The organism is Flavobacterium algoriphilum (genome assembly GCF_048158655.1).
Lineage (GTDB): Bacteria > Bacteroidota > Bacteroidia > Flavobacteriales > Flavobacteriaceae > Flavobacterium > Flavobacterium algoriphilum.
This window is the reverse complement of the sequence record NZ_JBLNKY010000008.1, coordinates 116,390-135,050: the sequence shown is the minus strand read 5'-3', so window position 1 is coordinate 135,050 and position 18,661 is coordinate 116,390. Positions and strand designations below refer to the sequence as shown.

19 protein-coding genes are annotated in these 18,661 nt (G+C 32.7%); 18 read left to right on the top strand and 1 reads right to left on the bottom strand.

The features are described from left to right. Position 1 precedes the first annotated feature (1 nt). The 18 genes from ACM55G_RS13710 to ACM55G_RS13625 all read left to right on the top strand — a co-directional run bounded on the left by ACM55G_RS13710 (position 2) and on the right by ACM55G_RS13625 (position 17,702). Positions 2–1,411 (top strand): DUF3570 domain-containing protein, encoded by a 1,410-nt coding sequence (locus tag ACM55G_RS13710; RefSeq protein ID WP_416844501.1) that lies wholly within the window; start codon positions 2–4, stop codon positions 1,409–1,411. Next, positions 1,412–1,771, top strand: coding sequence for a response regulator transcription factor (locus ACM55G_RS13705; protein WP_416844500.1), 360 nt, complete (start codon positions 1,412–1,414; stop codon positions 1,769–1,771). It begins immediately after the preceding gene. Between the two features lie 61 nt (positions 1,772–1,832). Further along, entirely contained in the window at positions 1,833–2,246 is a 414-nt protein-coding gene (locus ACM55G_RS13700; protein WP_416844499.1) for a sensor histidine kinase, read from the top strand. 62 nt (positions 2,247–2,308) lie between these two features. Continuing rightward, positions 2,309–3,445 (top strand): VIT1/CCC1 transporter family protein, encoded by a 1,137-nt coding sequence (locus tag ACM55G_RS13695; protein ID WP_416844498.1) that lies wholly within the window; start codon positions 2,309–2,311, stop codon positions 3,443–3,445. 66 nt (positions 3,446–3,511) lie between these two features. Continuing rightward, entirely contained in the window at positions 3,512–4,042 is a 531-nt protein-coding gene (locus ACM55G_RS13690) for a DUF2231 domain-containing protein (RefSeq protein WP_416844497.1), read from the top strand. 288 nt (positions 4,043–4,330) lie between these two features. Next, on the top strand, positions 4,331–5,188 hold the full coding sequence (gene hisG / locus ACM55G_RS13685; RefSeq protein ID WP_416844496.1) for an ATP phosphoribosyltransferase: 858 nt from the start codon (positions 4,331–4,333) through the stop codon (positions 5,186–5,188). Positions 5,189–5,272: 84 nt separating this feature from the next. Further along, positions 5,273–6,565 (top strand): histidinol dehydrogenase, encoded by a 1,293-nt coding sequence (hisD, locus tag ACM55G_RS13680; RefSeq protein WP_416844495.1) that lies wholly within the window; start codon positions 5,273–5,275, stop codon positions 6,563–6,565. Further along, positions 6,555–7,610, top strand: a complete 1,056-nt coding sequence (gene hisC / locus ACM55G_RS13675) for a histidinol-phosphate transaminase (protein ID WP_416844494.1) — start codon at positions 6,555–6,557, stop codon at positions 7,608–7,610. Before hisD ends, hisC begins: the two co-directional genes overlap by 11 nt. Positions 7,611–7,626: 16 nt before the next feature. Beyond that, entirely contained in the window at positions 7,627–8,763 is a 1,137-nt protein-coding gene (gene hisB / locus ACM55G_RS13670) for a bifunctional histidinol-phosphatase/imidazoleglycerol-phosphate dehydratase HisB (protein WP_416844493.1), read from the top strand. Positions 8,764–8,841: 78 nt separating this feature from the next. After that, positions 8,842–9,423 carry an imidazole glycerol phosphate synthase subunit HisH gene (gene hisH / locus ACM55G_RS13665; RefSeq protein WP_416844492.1) on the top strand — a complete coding sequence of 194 codons (582 nt, stop codon included), beginning with the start codon at positions 8,842–8,844 and terminating at the stop codon, positions 9,421–9,423. Positions 9,424–9,470: 47 nt separating this feature from the next. Next, positions 9,471–10,235: a 1-(5-phosphoribosyl)-5-[(5-phosphoribosylamino)methylideneamino]imidazole-4-carboxamide isomerase gene (gene hisA / locus ACM55G_RS13660; protein ID WP_416844491.1), complete on the top strand. Its 765-nt coding sequence runs from the start codon at positions 9,471–9,473 to the stop codon at positions 10,233–10,235. 20 nt (positions 10,236–10,255) lie between these two features. Then, positions 10,256–10,561 carry an NIPSNAP family protein gene (locus ACM55G_RS13655; protein WP_379858768.1) on the top strand — a complete coding sequence of 102 codons (306 nt, stop codon included), beginning with the start codon at positions 10,256–10,258 and terminating at the stop codon, positions 10,559–10,561. Positions 10,562–10,584: 23 nt separating this feature from the next. Beyond that, a complete protein-coding gene (gene hisF / locus ACM55G_RS13650) occupies positions 10,585–11,340 on the top strand; it encodes an imidazole glycerol phosphate synthase subunit HisF (RefSeq protein WP_416844490.1) in 756 nt (251 codons plus the stop codon). 89 nt (positions 11,341–11,429) lie between these two features. Then, the gene (gene hisIE, locus ACM55G_RS13645; RefSeq protein WP_416844489.1) at positions 11,430–12,029 is read left to right on the top strand and encodes a bifunctional phosphoribosyl-AMP cyclohydrolase/phosphoribosyl-ATP diphosphatase HisIE; all 600 of its coding nucleotides are present in this window, start codon (positions 11,430–11,432) and stop codon (positions 12,027–12,029) included. Between the two features lie 139 nt (positions 12,030–12,168). Further along, positions 12,169–13,302 (top strand): alpha/beta hydrolase, encoded by a 1,134-nt coding sequence (locus ACM55G_RS13640; RefSeq protein WP_416844488.1) that lies wholly within the window; start codon positions 12,169–12,171, stop codon positions 13,300–13,302. 52 nt (positions 13,303–13,354) lie between these two features. Then, positions 13,355–14,788, top strand: coding sequence for a leucyl aminopeptidase family protein (locus ACM55G_RS13635; protein ID WP_416844487.1), 1,434 nt, complete (start codon positions 13,355–13,357; stop codon positions 14,786–14,788). A 3-nt stretch (positions 14,789–14,791) separates the two neighbouring features. Beyond that, positions 14,792–16,006: an ATP-grasp domain-containing protein gene (locus ACM55G_RS13630; protein ID WP_416844486.1), complete on the top strand. Its 1,215-nt coding sequence runs from the start codon at positions 14,792–14,794 to the stop codon at positions 16,004–16,006. Positions 16,007–16,046: 40 nt separating this feature from the next. After that, complete coding sequence (locus ACM55G_RS13625; protein ID WP_416844485.1) at positions 16,047–17,702, top strand: M1 family metallopeptidase; 1,656 nt, start codon at positions 16,047–16,049, stop codon at positions 17,700–17,702. 49 nt (positions 17,703–17,751) lie between these two features. Here the strand turns inward: ACM55G_RS13625 and ACM55G_RS13620 are convergent, their stop codons facing one another. Further along, entirely contained in the window at positions 17,752–18,588 is an 837-nt protein-coding gene (locus ACM55G_RS13620) for an AraC family transcriptional regulator (protein WP_416844484.1), read from the bottom strand. Positions 18,589–18,661: the final 73 nt, after the last annotated feature.

The window sequence follows — 18,661 nt, the reverse complement described above, 5'->3', positions numbered from 1 at the left end:
CATGAAAAAAAGAATATATTTAATTATTTTATTAGTTAATGTAGCTGCCATGGCTCAAACTCAAGATACGACAACAACTTTTAAGAAAAGAGTTTTAGAAAATACAGAAGTTGATTTTTTATTCAGCTATTACAAACAAGACGGAGTGCACTCTCCTGTTGCTGGGGGAATTGGTGCTGAAAAGTTAACTGATATTGCTTCTAATATCGTTGTAGCTGTGCCATTAAATGAAGATGATGTTTTGACATTTGATGTTGGGATTTCTGCATATACTTCAGCATCATCAAGTAATATAAACCCATTTAATGCTACAGGTGCATCGGGTTCCGGGAATTCGAAAGGTCCATATGGAACGCCCTGGCAGGCATCCTCGGGTGCTTCTGGAAATGATGAATTGGCCTCAATCGTCACAAATTATAGCCATAGTTCTGATAATAGAAATACAATTTGGAGCGCAGATATTTCATTTTCCAATGAATATGACTATACTTCCGTTGGTTTTGGTGGAGGAATAACCAAATTATTCAATGAAAAAAATACGGAAATAGGCTTAAAAGTAAATGCGTATTTAGATCAATGGAGACCTATTTATCCTACAGAATTACATGAGTATTCATTATATGAAAATAATTTCCAGAATCAAGGTTATTTTTTTGGAGTGACTATTATGGATCAGAATGGGAATGCCTCAAATGGTTATTTGCCTTCTGCTTTTACAACTTATAATACCAAAAATAGAAATTCATATTCGGCGTCTTTATCTTTCTCACAAATACTTTCAAAAAGGATTCAAATGTCAGTATTCATGGATGTTCTAAAACAAGAAGGATTATTGGCTACACCTTATCAAAGAGTTTATTTTTCAGATAAATCAAATTATTATATTGGACAAGCGCAGTATATCCCTGTATATGAAACACCGGAAAATAAAGGCGTTTATAGACTTGCGGATGATATTGAACGATTGCCAAATACTCGTTTTAAAGTTCCAATAGGTGCAAGAATCAATTTTTATGTAAATGAATATATAGTTGCCAAGACGTATTATAGATATTACGAAGATAATTGGGGTGTTCAGGCTCATACTGCTTCTATTGAATTACCAATTAAATTAGGGGAGAAATTTACAGTTTACCCTATGTACAGATATTATGTGCAAACAGCGTCCGACTATTTTGCTCCTTTTGAAAAGCATATTTCAACTGAAAAACACTACACTTCAGACTACGATTTATCAGCATTTAATGCCAGTCAGTATGGCTTTGGCTTAAGCTATTTAGATATTTTGCTAGGTTCCAAAATTTGGAAATTTGGATTAAAAAATATCGATTTCAGATACAATCATTATGTTAGAAATGATGGTTTAAATGCAAACATTGTATCCTTAGCTGTTAAATTTATAATGCAATAAATGATGCATATTTTAATTGTCGAAGATGAAATTGGTATTATACAATTCCTTAAACAGGGACTAGAAGAAGAAGGCTATAAAATTACCTTCGCAACAGATGGATTGCAAGGATTTGAATTAATTCAAAAAGAAAAATTTGATCTGATATTATTGGATTGGATGCTTCCAAAAATGACTGGGTTAAAACCTTGTAAAGCGGTTCGATTAAAAGATAACAGTACACCAATTATTTTTTTGACGGCCAAAGATACTCTTCAGGAAACAATAGAAGGGTTGAAAGCCGGAGCCAATGATTATATAAGAAAACCATTCGGTTTTGACGAATTAACGGAGCGAATTATTACTATTAGCACGATTTGAAAATCAAAAATTATCTATAAGGATTGAAAAAATTAATCTTATTCAGATTATAAATGAAATATTGAGTCGTTTTGCTTCAAAAATAAAACAGAAAAACATCACTATTAAGCAGGACTTTGAAAAGGAGTATTACGTTGAATCAGATTTGTATTTACTTTCTATTGTTTTAAATAATTTGATTTTAAATGCTTTAAAATATTCTAATGATAATAGTTCCATCTACATATCATATAATAATGTAAAATCGACAACTTTTTTTGAAATTGCTGACCATGGTATCGGAATTTCTGAAAATGAAATAGACAAAGTATTTCATTCCTTTTATAGAACAACAAATTCAACAAATATTCCAGAAATTAAAGGAATAGGTTTAGGTTTATCAATTACTAAAAGAATTTGTGATATACTAAAAGTAGAGATTGAAATTTCAAGTAAAGAAAATATTGGCACTCAAGTAAAACTAAGTGTAAGCTAAAACAGCTAAATATTTATAAAAAAATGAGAATAGGTTCATATTGAAAAAAGTTTGTCTTTTAAATGAAAAAAAAAATAATTATGGATTTAAATAAACTAAAAAATCAATTACAAACCGAAGTAGATACTGCTTTTTTGTATGAGAGTATTGCTGCAATTCAATCAGATGACAATCTTACAAGAGTTTTACGAGGATTGTCGGATATAGAAAAAGGACATGCGCAACAAATGCTGGATAAAGTACGGCCTGTTGAACCTAATTACAAAATGCCTTTGCCTTCAGGAAGAGCTAAATTTCAATTAAAATTAGGTAAATTTTTTGGTTACACTTCTATAATTAGTAGCCTTTCCAATATCGAGAGACAATTTGCTATTAATGCAATAAAAAGCAAAACTGAAAACGGAGAAAAGCCCACCGGTTTTGAACACAATCACCTTAATATTATTGAAGCCGTAAACAATAATGCAGCACTAAATGTTTCGGGCGACTTTTTATCTAAATTTGAAAGCAGACATAAATCGGTTGGTGGTAATGCTTTGCGAGCGGCAGTTTTAGGTTCTAATGACGGATTGGTTTCTAATATGAGTTTGGTTATGGGAGTTGCTGGCGCTGCCGTTTCTAATAATACGATATTGTTAACCGGAATTGCAGGCCTTTTGGCGGGAGCGATTTCAATGGCTTTGGGTGAATGGCTTTCGGTACAAAGTTCAAGGGAATTAAACCAACGTCAAATTGATTTAGAAACTGAAGAACTGGAAGCGTCACCCGAAGAAGAAAAAAAAGAACTTGTTTTGTTGTATCAAGCTAAAGGAATGAATATTGAAGAAGCTAAAAAATTAGCTGAAAAGGCATTTGAAAATCCGCAAACAGCAATAGATGCTATTATTACAGAGGAATTAGGTATTGATAAAGAAAAATTAGGTGGCTCAGCATGGGAAGCATCTATTGCTTCTTTTGTACTTTTTTCCATTGGAGCAATTATACCTCTATATCCTTTTATATTTTTAGATGGAAAAAAAGCGATTTTATTGAGTATTGGAAGTAGTGTTATTGGTCTTTATGGGATAGGTGCCGCAATAACCTTATTAACTGGGAAAAGTATTATGTTTTCGGGACTTAGACAAGTATCTTTCGGATTGGTAGCCGCTGCGGTAACTTATGTAATTGGCTCTTTAATTGGCGTTTCATTGGCGGGATAAATGATTCAATTTTGAATAAGAATCGATGATTGAACATAACTTTTAAAACCTTAAACAAATTATATTATGAATGATGCACATTTACACATGGTAGTTAACCATTTTCCAATTATCGGAACGATTTTAGGTCTAGGGATATTAATTACGGGAATAATTTTAAAAAATAATTCTGTTAAAAATACCGCTTATGTTTTGTTCCTTGTCGCGGCTCTTTTTGCGGCATTTAGTATGGGAACAGGTGAAGGAGCAGAGGAAACGGTTGAAGATATGCCTAATATCGGAAAAAGAATAATTCATGAACATGAAGAAATAGCCGAAAAGCTAGCAATTGTGTTGTATTTACTCGGAGGTATTTCCATTTTAGGTATAGTTTTAAATATAAAAAATCATGCAAAAGCTAAATTCATTTCTTTTGTAGCCGCTATTGTAGCAATTGTGGGTGTCTATTTAACAACTTTAGTGGGAACTTCCGGAGGTGAAATTCGTCACACTGAAATTAGAGAAGAAAGCATCGATTCAGTTGTTAAAAATAGTGTTGATTCAGAAAAAGAAACTCCCGATTCAAAAAAATCGGAACCAAAAGAATACGATAGATAGTATTAATTTAACAATAAGATATCTTTAAGTTAAATTAAAAATTGGATTGTAAATCATTTATTACTTATATTTGCAAAAGAATTTAAGATCAATACAATTACAAAAACATGCTAACAAATAAATTACATCACCATCATTTTCATTATTGCTCTCAAGCGATGTGTTAATGTTATGTGTGTAAATCATCATAATCTAAAAACCCGTTTGAGTACATCAAGCGGGTTTTTTATTGCCTGAAATTTGTACTCAATCATAATATTCTAAACAAATAACAAAAATTAAACAAAAATGAGTACACTAAAAATTGCAATTCAAAAATCAGGACGTTTAAATGAAGACAGTATTCAAATTCTAAAAGATTGTGGGATTTCTATAAATAATGGAAATGACCAACTCAAAGCATCAGCTTCCAATTTTCCATTAGAAGTATTGTATTTAAGAAACTCCGATATTCCTCAATATTTAATTGATGGAGTTGTGGATGCCGCTATTGTTGGGGATAATCTTTTGGTTGAAAAAGGAAAAAATATTGAAGTTGCGGAAAAACTAGGTTTTTCTAAATGTAAGGTTTCGGTAGCGGTGCCTAAAAATTTCGAATACAATTCGCTAAAAGATTTAGATGGATTGCGAATTGCCACTTCATATCCAAATACGGTTTTAGACTTTTTTAATTCTAAAAATGTAACTGTTGATTTACACCAAATTTCAGGTTCAGTGGAAATTGCTCCAAATATTGGTCTTGCCGATGCTATAGTCGATATTGTTTCTAGTGGAAGTACTTTATTTAAAAATAATCTGAAAGAAGTAGAAGTTATTTTTAAAAGTGAAGCGGTTTTGGCAGTTTCTCCAAAAATAACAACTGAAAATAAAGCTATTTTAAACAAATTACAATTCAGAATCCAATCGGTATTAAGAGCGCGTAAATCAAAATACATTTTGATGAATGTACCAAATGATAAAATCGAGCTTATCAATGAGATTTTGCCCGTATTGAAAAGTCCAACCGTAATGCCTCTGGCACAAGAAGGTTGGTCAAGCGTCCACACTGTTATTGAAGAAGATCGTTTTTGGGATGTTATTGATCAATTGAAAGAAGCTGGAGCCGAAGGAATTTTAGTTTGTCCAATTGAGAAAATGGTCCTTTAAAAGTTTTAAATTAAGTATTCTATTTAAGAATTCATTGCGAACTTTGCAAAAACCTTTGTGAACTTTGCTGTTAAAAACAATACAATGAATAAAATATACAATCCAAAACCAGAAACGTGGTCTTCCATTTTAGAGAGACCTACAAAAACTGTTAATGATATTGAAGCAACAGTAAAAGAAATTTTCAAGGAAGTGCAAAAAAAAGGTGATGTTGCTGTTGCAAAATATACGTCGCTTTTTGACGGTGCATCAATTGAAAACCTAGAGGTTTCTAAAGCTGAAATTGACGAGGCTATCGCGTCGGTTCCTTCCGAATTAAAAGAGGCCATTCAATTAGCAAAGACAAATATAAAGAAATTCCATTCTGCTCAAAAAACAAATAGAGTTGAAGTAGAAACTATTGAAGGAGTTAATTGCTGGCAGGAAAAAAGACCAATCCAAAAAATTGGGCTATACATTCCAGGAGGAACTGCTCCATTATTTTCTACAGTTTTAATGCTTGCTGTTCCTGCAAAAATTGCCGGTTGCAACGAAATTGTTTTGTGTTCGCCTCCCGATAAAAACGGAAATATAAATCCAGCTATTTTATATGCTGCGAATTTATGTGGTGTAACCAAAATTTTGAAAGTAGGAGGAATCCAAGCTATCGCAGGGATGACTTTTGGAACAGAAACGATTCCAAAAGTGTATAAAATTTTTGGTCCCGGAAATCAATATGTGACTGTTGCTAAACAATTAGCTACACAATTTGGAGTGGCAATCGATATGCCGGCCGGACCATCAGAATTGTTGATTGTCGCTGATGAAACCGCTGTTCCTGCTTTTGTAGCCTCTGATTTATTATCCCAAGCAGAACACGGAGCAGATAGTCAGGTTATTTTGGTTTCAACATCAAAAAAATTAATTGATGCTGTTGAAAACGAAATCCAAATTCAAATGGAGTTGCTTCCAAGAAAATCCATCGCTGAAAAAGCCATTGCCAATTCTAAATTGATTTTTATTGAAAACGATACTATTGCATTAGAATTGATTAATGAATATGGTCCTGAACATTTTATCATTTGCTCTGAATATGATGATTTTTACAGTAATGGTGTTCAGAACGCCGGTTCTGTATTTATAGGTAATTACACCCCTGAAAGCGCAGGAGATTATGCTTCAGGAACGAATCACACCTTGCCTACAAATGGATATGCTAAGAATTATAGCGGAGTGAATCTGGATAGTTTCACTAAAGCAATGACTTTTCAAAAAATATCCCAAAAAGGAATACAAAACATCGGTAAAGCCATCGAAATAATGGCTGAAGCTGAAGGATTACAAGCACACAAAAATGCAGTTACATTACGATTAAAAGCGATTGAAGATGGAAAATAATTTCAATATAAATAATTTAGTTCGAGAAAACGTAAAGCAATTAAAACCCTATTCTTCGGCACGCGATGAATTTGAAGATTTTGATACTGCGGATATGATTTTTTTGGATGCTAATGAAAATCCATTTGAAAATGGTGTAAATAGATATCCTGATCCACAACAAATGAGTGTAAAAGGAATTTTGGCAAAACAAAAAAATGTCAAAACCAATCAAATTTTATTGGGAAATGGAAGTGATGAAGTCTTGGATTTATTATTCAGAGCTTTTTGTGAACCAAAAACTGATAACGTAATCACTTTGCCACCAACATACGGAATGTATGGCGTATTGGCTAATATTAATGCCGTAGAAAATAAAGAAGTATTACTTTCGCAAGATTTTCAACCACAAATTGAGAAAATTATGGAAGCTGTTGATTCAACCACTAAAATCATTTTTTTGTGTTCACCAAATAACCCAACCGGGAATTCATTTTCGGATGAAAGCGTGGCCTATTTACTGAAAAACTTTAATGGTTTGGTGGTAATTGATGAAGCGTATATTGACTTTTCAAAAAAAGAAAGTTGGATAAATGAATTAGACGAATATCCAAATTTGGTCATTACTCAAACACTATCAAAAGCGTATGGCTTAGCAGGAATTAGATTAGGAATTTGTTATGCATCTGCGAAAGTAATTTCGGTTTTAAATAAAATAAAACCACCTTATAATGTGAATGAACTCTCTCAAAAAAGAGCTTTGGACAGATTAGATAATTCAGATAAAATAAAATATGAAATTGAATCTATAATAGCACAAAGAGAAGACTTACTTAAAGTATTACTTAATGTGAATTTTGCTAAGAAAATCTATCCAACTGAGGCCAATTTTATTTTGATAAAAGTGGATGATGCCAATAAAAGATATGACGAATTGATTGCAAAAGGAATCGTAATTAGAAACAGAACAACTCAACCGTTGTGCGATAATTGTTTGCGTTTAACAGTTGGAACCGAAATAGAAAATAAAAAATTAATAGCAGCATTACAAAGCCTGAACGCTTAGTTTAAATAATTATATAATGAAAAAAATACTTTTTATAGATCGTGATGGAACAATGGTTTTGGAACCAAATGATTATCAATTAGACAGTTTCGAAAAATTAGAATTTTATCCTAAAGCTTTTCAATACCTTGGGAAAATTGCTTTGGAACTAGATTTTGAACTTGTAATGGTGACCAATCAAGATGGTTTGGGAACTGATTCTCATCCGGAAATTAACTTTTGGCCCGTGCATAATTTAATTGTGAAAGCGTTTGAAAATGAAGGCGTTGTTTTCAAAGAAGTATTAATTGACAAAACATTTCCGCACGAAAATGCGCCAACCCGCAAACCTGCATTAGGTTTATTGACAAAATACATTGATAATCCGGAGTATGATTTAACAAATTCATTCGTAATAGGAGATAGAATAACAGATGTTGAATTAGCCAAAAACCTAGGTTCAAAAGCGATTTTTATCAACACGGATGAAGCTTTGGGAGGTGATGAGATTGCTTCAAAAAGAGAGGAATTAGATTCCCTTATTGCTTTACAAACTACAGATTGGAAAACAATTTACGAGTTTTTGAAACTAGAGGAACGTTCCGCTTCAATAGAAAGAAAAACCAACGAGACGGATATTTACATTAACGTAAACCTGGACGGAACTGGAAAAAGCAAAATCGATACGGGAATCGCTTTTTTTGACCACATGCTGGATCAAATTGCGCGTCATGGACAAATGGATTTAGAAATCCTTGTAAAAGGAGATTTAGAAGTTGATGAACACCACACAATTGAAGATACAGCAATTGCGCTTGGTGAAGTTTTTGCGAAAGCGTTAGGAAATAAATTAGGTATTGAACGTTATGGTTTTTGTTTACCAATGGATGATTGTTTGGCGCAAGTGGCTATTGATTTTGGAGGTCGAAACTGGCTTGTTTGGGAAACCGAATTCAAACGGGAGATGGTAGGAAAAATGCCTACGGAGATGTTTTATCATTTCTTCAAATCGTTTTCGGATGGTGCAAAAGCAAATATTAACATCAAAGCAGAGGGAACGAATGAACATCACAAGATTGAAGCCATTTTTAAAGCTTTTGCAAAAGCAATAAAAGTAGCCGTAAAACGCGATACGGAGAAAATGATTTTGCCAAGCACGAAGGGAATGCTCTAAAAAATTATGAATTATAAATTATAAATTATTAAGTATTAAATCCTTAATGAAACTTAATTTCTTTAATGGTTAAAAAGAATGAAAATAGTAATCATAAATTACGGCGCAGGAAATATTCAGAGTATTATGTTTGCCATCGAAAGATTGGGATTCAAAGCCGTTTTGAGTAATAATCCAGAAGAAATTAAAGCAGCAGACAAAGTTATTTTCCCAGGTGTTGGAGAAGCAAGTTCAGCAATGAAAATGCTTTTAGAAAGTGGTTTAGAGACTTTGATTCCTACCTTAAAACAGCCCGTTTTGGGAATTTGTTTGGGAATGCAATTGATGTGCAACAAATCGGAGGAAGGGAATACTAAAGGTTTGGGGATTTTTGATGTTGATGTGATTAAGTTCACACCAAAAGTGAAAGTGCCACAAATGGGCTGGAACCAAATTTACAATTTGAAATCCTCTTTATTTGATGGGATTAATGAAAATGAATACATGTATTTAGTACATAGTTTTTATGCCCCCAATTGTTCTGAAGCCATTGCTACAACGGATTATGAAGTAGAATACGCCGCGGCTTTGCAGAAGGATAATTTCTATGGAACACAATTTCACCCGGAGAAAAGTGGCGATATTGGAGAACAAATTTTGGCGAATTTTTTAAACCTTTAAGTTGAGTCTTTAAGACATTCGACTTTCAAACTTTAAGACTAATTAAAATGAGAATAATACCCGCAATAGATATCATTGATGGAAAATGTGTTCGCTTGTCAAAAGGCGATTACAATACTAAAATTATATATAATGAAAACCCGCTTGAAGTGGCCAAATCATTTGAAGCACATGGAATTGAGTACTTGCATTTGGTTGATTTGGACGGTGCAAAATCAAGCCAAATTGTCAATTATAAAATATTGGAACAAATTGCCTCGAAAACTAAATTAAAAATTGATTTTGGTGGTGGATTAAAATCGGATTCCGATTTAAAAATTGCTTTTGAAAGTGGCGCAAATCAAATTACCGGAGGAAGTATTGCCGTAAAAAATAGAGCACTATTCGAAAAATGGATTGCGAAGTATGGTTCTGATAAAATTATTTTGGGAGCAGATGCCAACAATGAAAAAGTGGCTGTTTCGGGTTGGTTAGAAGATTCAGATGAAGATCTAATTCCTTTTATACAAGATTACCAAGGCAAAGGAATTCAGTATGTAATTTGTACCGATATTGCCAAAGACGGTATGCTTGAAGGTCCTTCTTTTGATTTATATAAAAAAATACTTGATGAATGCAATGTCACTTCGAGCGGAGTCGAGAAGTTGGGACAAGCCAACGGCATAAAATTGGTTGCTTCGGGAGGAATTTCTACTTTCGAAGAATTACCAATACTAGCCGAGTTAGGCTGTGAAGGAACAATAATTGGTAAGGCAATTTATGAAGGACGAATTTCATTGAAACAACTGGAACACTATATAATTAACAACTAGTTAAACTTAAAGTATAAAATATGATAACTTGTTACTTAAAATATATTATTGATCCTTTTCAATTGGATGTTTTTGAAGAGTATGGTAAAAGATGGATTAAATTAGTTAACCGTTTTGGAGGACAGCATCATGGTTATTTTCTGCCGTCTGAAGGTGCAAATAACATAGCATTTGCAATGTTTTCGTTTCAAAGCTTATCAGAATATGAAAATTACAGAAGACTAATTTTAGAAGATCAAGAGTGTATAGAAGCATTCAAAATTGCAGAAGATTCAAGATGTATATTAAGTTATGAACGAACGTTTTTGCGCCCAGTATTTGAATAAAAAAGATTTTAACAACAAAAATAATGTTAACAAAAAGAATTATTCCCTGTCTCGATATAAAAAACGGAAGAACCGTAAAAGGTATTAATTTTGTGGACTTGCGTGACGCAGGAGATCCAGTGGAATTAGCCAAAATATATTCAGATGAAGGTGCGGATGAATTGGTATTTCTAGATATTTCGGCAACGGAAGAAAGAAGAAAAACCTTAGTTGATTTGGTCCGTAAAGTGGCTTCAACTATTAATATTCCATTTACTGTTGGTGGTGGAATTTCATCAGTTAGTGATGTTGAAATTTTATTGCAAAATGGTGCTGATAAAGTTTCTATTAATTCCTCAGCTGTCAAAAATCCGCAGTTGATTAATGATTTGGCACAAAAATTTGGAAGTCAATGTGTTGTTGTTGCGATTGATGCTAAACAAATTGATGGACAATGGATTGTTCATTTAGTGGGCGGAAAAGTGCCTACAGAATTGAATTTATTTGATTGGGCCAAAGAAGTAGCGCAAAGAGGCGCAGGCGAAATTCTGTTTACCTCCATGGACAATGACGGAACTAAAAACGGTTTTGCAAACGAAGCTTTGGCTAGACTTTCGGAATTAGTTAATATTCCTATTATTGCTTCTGGTGGTGCGGGAAATATACAGCATTTTGTAGATACTTTTATAGAAGGAAAAGCAGACGCTGCATTAGCAGCTAGTGTATTTCATTTTAAAGAAATCGAAATAAAAACATTAAAAACAGCCCTTAAAAACAACAATATCGAAGTCCGTATTTAAGTAATGAGTCGTAATTATTAAGTTTGAATTACTTAATAATTACACCTTACTACTTATGACTTAATTCTTACGACTTAATACTTAAAAAAATGAATATAGATTTCTCAAAAAACACAGACGGGTTAATTCCTGCTATAATTCAAGATAGTGAAACTAAAACGGTTTTAATGTTGGGTTTCATGAATGCCGAAGCGTATCAAAAAACGGTTGACACTAAAAAAATAACTTTTTATAGTCGTACTAAACAAAGGCTTTGGACAAAAGGTGAGGAAAGTGGCAATTTTCTCAACCTGATTGACATCAAAAACGACTGTGATAACGATACTTTATTGATACAAGTAAAGCCAGAAGGACCAACCTGTCATAAAGGAACAGATACGTGTTGGGCTGATGAAAACAAAGCCGATTATAGCTTTATTTCGAATTTAGAAGATACAATACAACTTAGAAGAGAAAATGCTGATTCTGAAAAAAGTTATGTTGCTTCATTGTTTAAATTAGGAATTAACAAAATTGCCCAAAAAGTAGGTGAGGAAGCGATTGAAGTAGTTATTGAAGCCAAGGATGACAATGATGATTTGTTTTTGAGTGAAAGTGCTGATTTGCTTTTTCATTACCTTATCTTATTACAAGCCAAAGGATTTAAACTGAATGATGTTGTTGAAGTTTTAAAGAGCCGTCAAAAGTAAAATAGAGTAAATAATTTTTACTAATACAAACCCAATAGGAAATTCATTTGCTATTGGGTTTTCTTTTTTCTTTTATTTCAAATAGCAATCCACTATATTTACTATTTATTTTTAAAAAATAAGCAGTACAATGCAAGCGATGAATTCAGACAATGCCCAATTTACCGAAGAATTAAATAATCCAATAAATACTGGGCTACATATAATCCTTACAACTGATGAAGATGATGCAAGATCCGTTTATATTTCTGGAAATTTTAATAATTGGCAAACACAGGACAAAGAATTTATAATGGAGAAAACTGGTACTGGTTTATATCAGTACAAATTTTCACATGATTTTGATTATCCTGTAGTGCTTTTGTATAAATTTACGAAAGGGGATTGGAGTGAAGTAGAAATTGATAGCCATGGAAACCGTACTGAAAACCGTTCAACACGCAATCATACTGGCATTAAAAAAGAACATGTAGCCAGATGGAGAAAAAACTGGTTGCCGTTCAAGCAATCTTTTTTGCCACAAGTCCAGTTGATTTCAGATGAATTTATAATCCCTCAGCTGAACAAAACCAGAAAAATTTGGGCTTTGTTGCCTCATGATTATGATAATTCAAGTGAGAGTTATCCAGTAATGTATTTGCAGGATGCCCAAAATTTATTTAATGAATCAGCTGAATTTGGTAATTGGGAAATTGATAAAAAACTGGCCGTTATGTCAGAATATAAAATTGGGAAAATTATAATTATTGCTATAGAACATGCCGAAGAAGATCGTGTAAAAGAGTACAATGTAGGTAAAACAGTATTAGGAAAAGGACAAGGCAAAAAATACATCCGTTTTGTAACAGATACTTTAAAACCGTATGTGGACAGTAATTTTCGAACCAAAAAAGAACAGGAATTTACGGGAATAGGAGGAAGTTCTATGGGGGGATTAATTAGTATTTTCAGTGGATTGAGAAACCCGGAAGTTTATGGTAAATTAATGATATTCTCGCCATCACTTTGGGTCGTTCCTGAATTAAAAATCAATGTTGAAAAAGCTAATTCAGCAGATACAAAAATCTATTTGTATGCTGGTGGAGATGAAAGTAAAACCATGATCGAACACGTAAAAAAGTTTCAAAAGGATTTGATTTCAAGCGAATTTGTAAAAGATAAATCAAAGATTAATTTAAGTATCAATAGACAAGGAAAACATAGTGAAACCTACTGGAGTGATGAATTTCCAAAAGCTATAGAATGGTTATTTTTTAATACAAAAAAAACTTAGGTACTTGATTTAAAGTATCCTAAATCAAAAAGCAAAAAAATTAAAAGAACAAATGAAAACAAATACAGTAGTCAACTTAGATAATTTTTCAGGAACAATTTTAGTACCAGCTTTTGAAACGTATTCAAAAAGTATTGTTCCCATTTCATTTAATGGATTGGAAATTACTTCTAAAGTTTTTTTTGGAAAAAAAGACACCCATTATTTAGCCGAAAAAAATGATAATACCTATGTTTTTATTGGTTTGGGAAAAATGATCGATTATAAATCTTTAAAGACTGTTTTTAGACGAGTTTCATCAAAACAAAAGGATAATTTTAGTTTGAATATGGCTTTAGTTATACCCGAACAATTTACTCAGGATCAGGTTGAAGCCATGATTTCTGGGTTGCTTTTAGGAACTTACGATTTAGGTCATTTTAAAACAGACAAAAAGGAACATCCTTTTTTAAATCCTGAATTTACATTGAATTTGGTTTCTGAAAAAGATTATTTGGCTACAGCCAAAAAAGGAATTAAAATTGCTAAAGCACAATTAGCAACTTATAATTTGGTCGATTTACCCCCGAATACAATTACTCCAAAATACTTGTCGAATTGGGCTAAAGATACTGGGGAGAAATATGGATTTGAGGTAGAAGTCCTCGGATATGAAGCTTCAAAAATTGCAGGTCTTGGTGCCTTTTTAGCGGTAGGGAAAGGAAGTGAAAATGAGCCTCAATTTATCATTATGAAGTATACTCCTGTAGCCGAATTGGAACACATAAAACACGTGGGATTGGTGGGAAAAGGAATAACCTTTGATACCGGTGGATTAAATATAAAAACGGCAGGAATGGTCCACATGAAATGTGATATGGCTGGCGGTGGTGCAGTACTAGGAGCTATGCAACTTATAGCCGATTTACAATTGCCTGTCAAAGTAACTGCTATTGTTCCTTGTGCAGAAAACTCAGTTGACGGTAAATCTTTTTTACCTAGTGACGTGATTCACAGTTACAGTGGACATTCAATAGAAATAATTGATACTGATGCTGAGGGGCGACTCGTTTTAGCCGATGGATTATCTTATTTAATTAAAAATTTCAAACCGGATTATATTGTTGATATCGCAACACTTACAGGAAGTAGCGTTGGTACTTTTGGTTATGAATGTGGTGCTTTGTTTACCAATAATGAGGAAATTTCAAAGAAATTACAAGAAAACGGAGATGCAATTGGAGAGCGTTTGTGGCCTTTACCACTTTGGGATGTTTATAAATCTGATATTGAAAGCGATATTGCCGATGTAAAAAATTATAGTGGAAAACCAGTTGCCGGAGCAATAAGTGCAGCTAAATTTTTAGAATATTTTACCCAAGAGCATAAAGCTTGGGCACATCTTGACGTTGCGGGAGTATCATTTGGCGATGATGAATTTGCTAAAAGTAAACATGCAACAGGGTATGGAGTTCATTTATTAACTAAATTCATAGAAAATTTATAACGTATGGAAAACTCTAAAACCTTCCTTTGTATTTCAAATTATTTTAAGGGTGCTGATTTTTTAATTAATTTAAAAAAGTTAGGCAACAAAGTCTATTTAGTGACCAGTGAAAAACTGAGAGACAAACCATGGCCTCATCAATATATTGATGAAATTTTCTATATGGAAGGTAAAGATGTCGATTGGAATTTAGAGCATTTATTATTGGGTGTTGGAAATTTCATGAAGTCTACTAAAATTGATGCCATTGTAGCTTTGGATGATTATGATGTAGAAAAAGCAACTTATCTCAGGGAAAATCTTCGTATTGACGGAATGGGACAAACTACAGGTCGCTATTTTAGAGATAAACTTGCCATGCGCATGAGAGCGAAGAGTTGCGGTATTTCGATTCCTACTTTTTGTTCCTTATTTAATGATCATGACATCAATACTTTTGCTGATACGATTCCGGCTCCATGGGTTTTGAAACCGCGTTCGGAAGCCTCGGCTAACGGGATTATAAAAGTACATGACAAGGAGAGTTTATGGATTTTTATTAATGAACTGGGGAATAATAGATTTAAATATTTATTAGAACAATTTAAGCCTGGCGATGTGTATCATTGCGATAGTTTAATTTCGGATAGTAAAGTAGTCTTTAGTTTGACTTCAAAATATTTGGCCACACCAATGGAAATTTCACATAGCGGAGGTGTTTTTCGTTCTGCCAATATTCATTATGATTCTGAAGATGATAAAGCCATCAAAAAAATAAATGAACAAGTATTGAAAGGCTTCGGATTGAAAAATGGCGCAGCTCATACTGAATTTATAAAATGTAAGGAAGATGGGGAAATCTATTTTCTGGAAACGTCATCTAGAGTAGGAGGAGCGCATCTGGCAGAAATGGTTGCCGAAGCTTCCAACATTAATTTATGGAAGGAGTGGGCAGCAATTGAAGATGCCTTGGTAAAAGAAAGTAAAAACACATTGCCAAAAGTAAAAAAGGGATATGCCGGAATTGTTTTGACTTTATCTAAATTCCAACATCCAGATTTATCATCGTTTTCAGATCCTGAAGTTTGTTTCAGAGTTCCCTTGGAATATCATGCTGGACTTATTGTGAAATCAGATAAGCAGGAAAGGGTTTTAGAACTATTAGAAGATTATGGAAATCGCTTAGCCTCTGATTTCACAGCAATAGTAGAACAAAATTCGGTTTCAAAATTGCATTAATTCATCCATTTGTAGAAACAATTTATATTATTTTAAATTCATGAAAAGATATTTAAGTCTCATTTATTTTTCATTTTTTATTTTTAATACTACTAATGCTCAAGGGCTTCTTGGACAGAAAGGACACGTTTTTACCCGCCAAGATTCATTACGAGGAAGTATTACAAAAGAAAGAGCTTGGTGGGATGTCAAATATTATCACTTGGATGTTAAAGTAAATCCTGGTGACAGTACCATTACAGGTTCTAATACCATAAAATATTTAGTATTAAAAGAATACAATATCATGCAAATTGATTTGCAGAATCCAATGATGATATATAAAGTCATTCAAGATGGTATTATTTTAAAATACAAAAGAGACGGAAATGCTTTTTTCATTGAATTGATAAATCCTCAAAAAATTGGTTCAACAAAAGAACTTACTGTATTTTATGGTGGAAAACCTAAAGTTGCCGTAAATCCACCTTGGGATGGTGGTATAACTTGGAAAAAAGACAGCAATGGGAATCCTTTTGTAGCTTCTTCTTGTCAAGGATTAGGTGCCAGCGTTTGGTGGCCCAACAAAGACCATATGTATGATGAAGTAGAAAGCATGTTAATCAGTGTAAATGTTCCAAAAGGTTTAATGGATGTTTCTAATGGTCGTTTACAAAGTGTAAAAGAGATGAATGATGGATCGAGAACCTACAATTGGTTTGTGTCAAATCCCATCAATAATTATGGCGTAAATATTAATATAGGTGATTATGTTACCTTTTCAGAAAAATACAAAGGAGAAAAAGGAGATCTAGATTGTACTTATTATGTTTTGAGAGATAACCTTTCTAAAGCAAAAAAACAATTTCAAGATGTGCCTCGAATGTTAAAAGCTTTCGAGCATTGGTTTGGACCCTATCCATTTTATAAAGACAGCTATAAATTAGTAGAAGCTCCTTATTTAGGAATGGAACATCAAAGCAGTGTAACGTACGGCAACGGTTTTAAAAATGGATATTTAGGAAGAGATTTGAGTGGGACGGGTTGGGGTTTAAAATTTGATTACATTATTATTCATGAATCAGGGCACGAGTGGTTTGCTAATAATATCACTTACAAAGATATTGCTGACATGTGGATACATGAAAGTTTCACAGACTATTCCGAGAGTCTTTTTCTTGAATATTACTACGGTAAGGAACCTGCTTATACTTACATCAGAGGCTTAAAAAAGAACATTCAAAATGACAAACCAATAATTGGAAAATATGATGTCAACAATGAAGGTTCCAGTGATATGTACTACAAGGGGGCTAATATGCTACACACTTTACGCCAAATTGTTAATGATGATGCTAAATGGAGAACTATTTTAAGAGGTTTGAACAGTACTTTTTATCATCAAACCGTTACTACCAAACAAATAGAAGATTACTTAAGTCAAAAAGTTGGAATAGAGTTAAATACATTCTTTAACCAATATTTGAGAGATACCAGAATTCCAACATTAGAATACTTTTTCAAAGACAATCATCTAGGGTACCGTTGGACAAATTGTGTTCCAGATTTTAATATGCCAATAAAAGTATCACTAAATGGAAAAGAAGAATTGCTGAAACCAGAAACGGAATGGAAGAGCCTTTCAGCCAAAAATGAAAATCCAAAACTAGAAATTGACAAAAATTTTTATGTAGCAGGTTTTAATATAACGGAATAAAAATAAATAAAAGGATGTGCTTTTCAAATATAATTAGAAACACATCCTTTTATCTTTTCTTAAACTGAATTGGATTTTCACCCACTACTTTTTTGAAAATTCGATTAAAATACGACAGGCTTTCAAAACCACATTCGTAACAAGTTTCAGTTACATTTTTATCACTTTTCAAAAGTCTTTTAGCTTGTTCAATTCGATATTGATTCAGAAATTCAGTAAAAGTCAAGCGAGTCATTTTCTTAAAATAGCGACAAAAAGCAGCTTTTGATAAATGAGTCAGCTTTGCAATTTCTTCAATAGAAACGGCCCTTTGATAGTTATTTTCTATAAATTTATAGATCACTTTTAATCGTAATTGTTCTTTATTATTATATAGGTTTTCAAATGGCTTATCATGTAAAAGAGTCATTTCATTCGATGTTGCTAAAATTTGAAATAAAGACAGCACTTCTATAAATTGTTCAAAATGAGATAAAAGGTGAATCTTTTGAAGTCTTTTTCCAATTTCATCCTTTATATCTCCATGAAAACTAACTGCCTTTTTTGAGTTTTCAAATAATTGATAAATGGAAGTTAACTCAGGAGTTGTACTAAAATCGTTTTTGAAAAAATCTTCTTTTATCTGTAAAACTACTTTTTCATATTCTGTTTTAATTCCGTAATCAAAATTTAAATGAGGAATATTGGAACCTATAAAAACCAAATCACTTCCTTCAAAATCACTCACATGATTTCCTATACGTCTTTTTCCCTTTGAAGCAACAATAAAAGTCAATTCAAATTCGGGATGAAAATGCCAGTAGTAAAAATCATTCAGTTTTGGATTAACTAAGATTCTAAATGAACTTCCAGCTAATCTTTTTATATCTTCAAAAACTATTTTCATACCATGATTAACTCTTTAATTGTTCAAAAATATACATATCTACAATTAAAGATACTAAATAAATCAATATTGT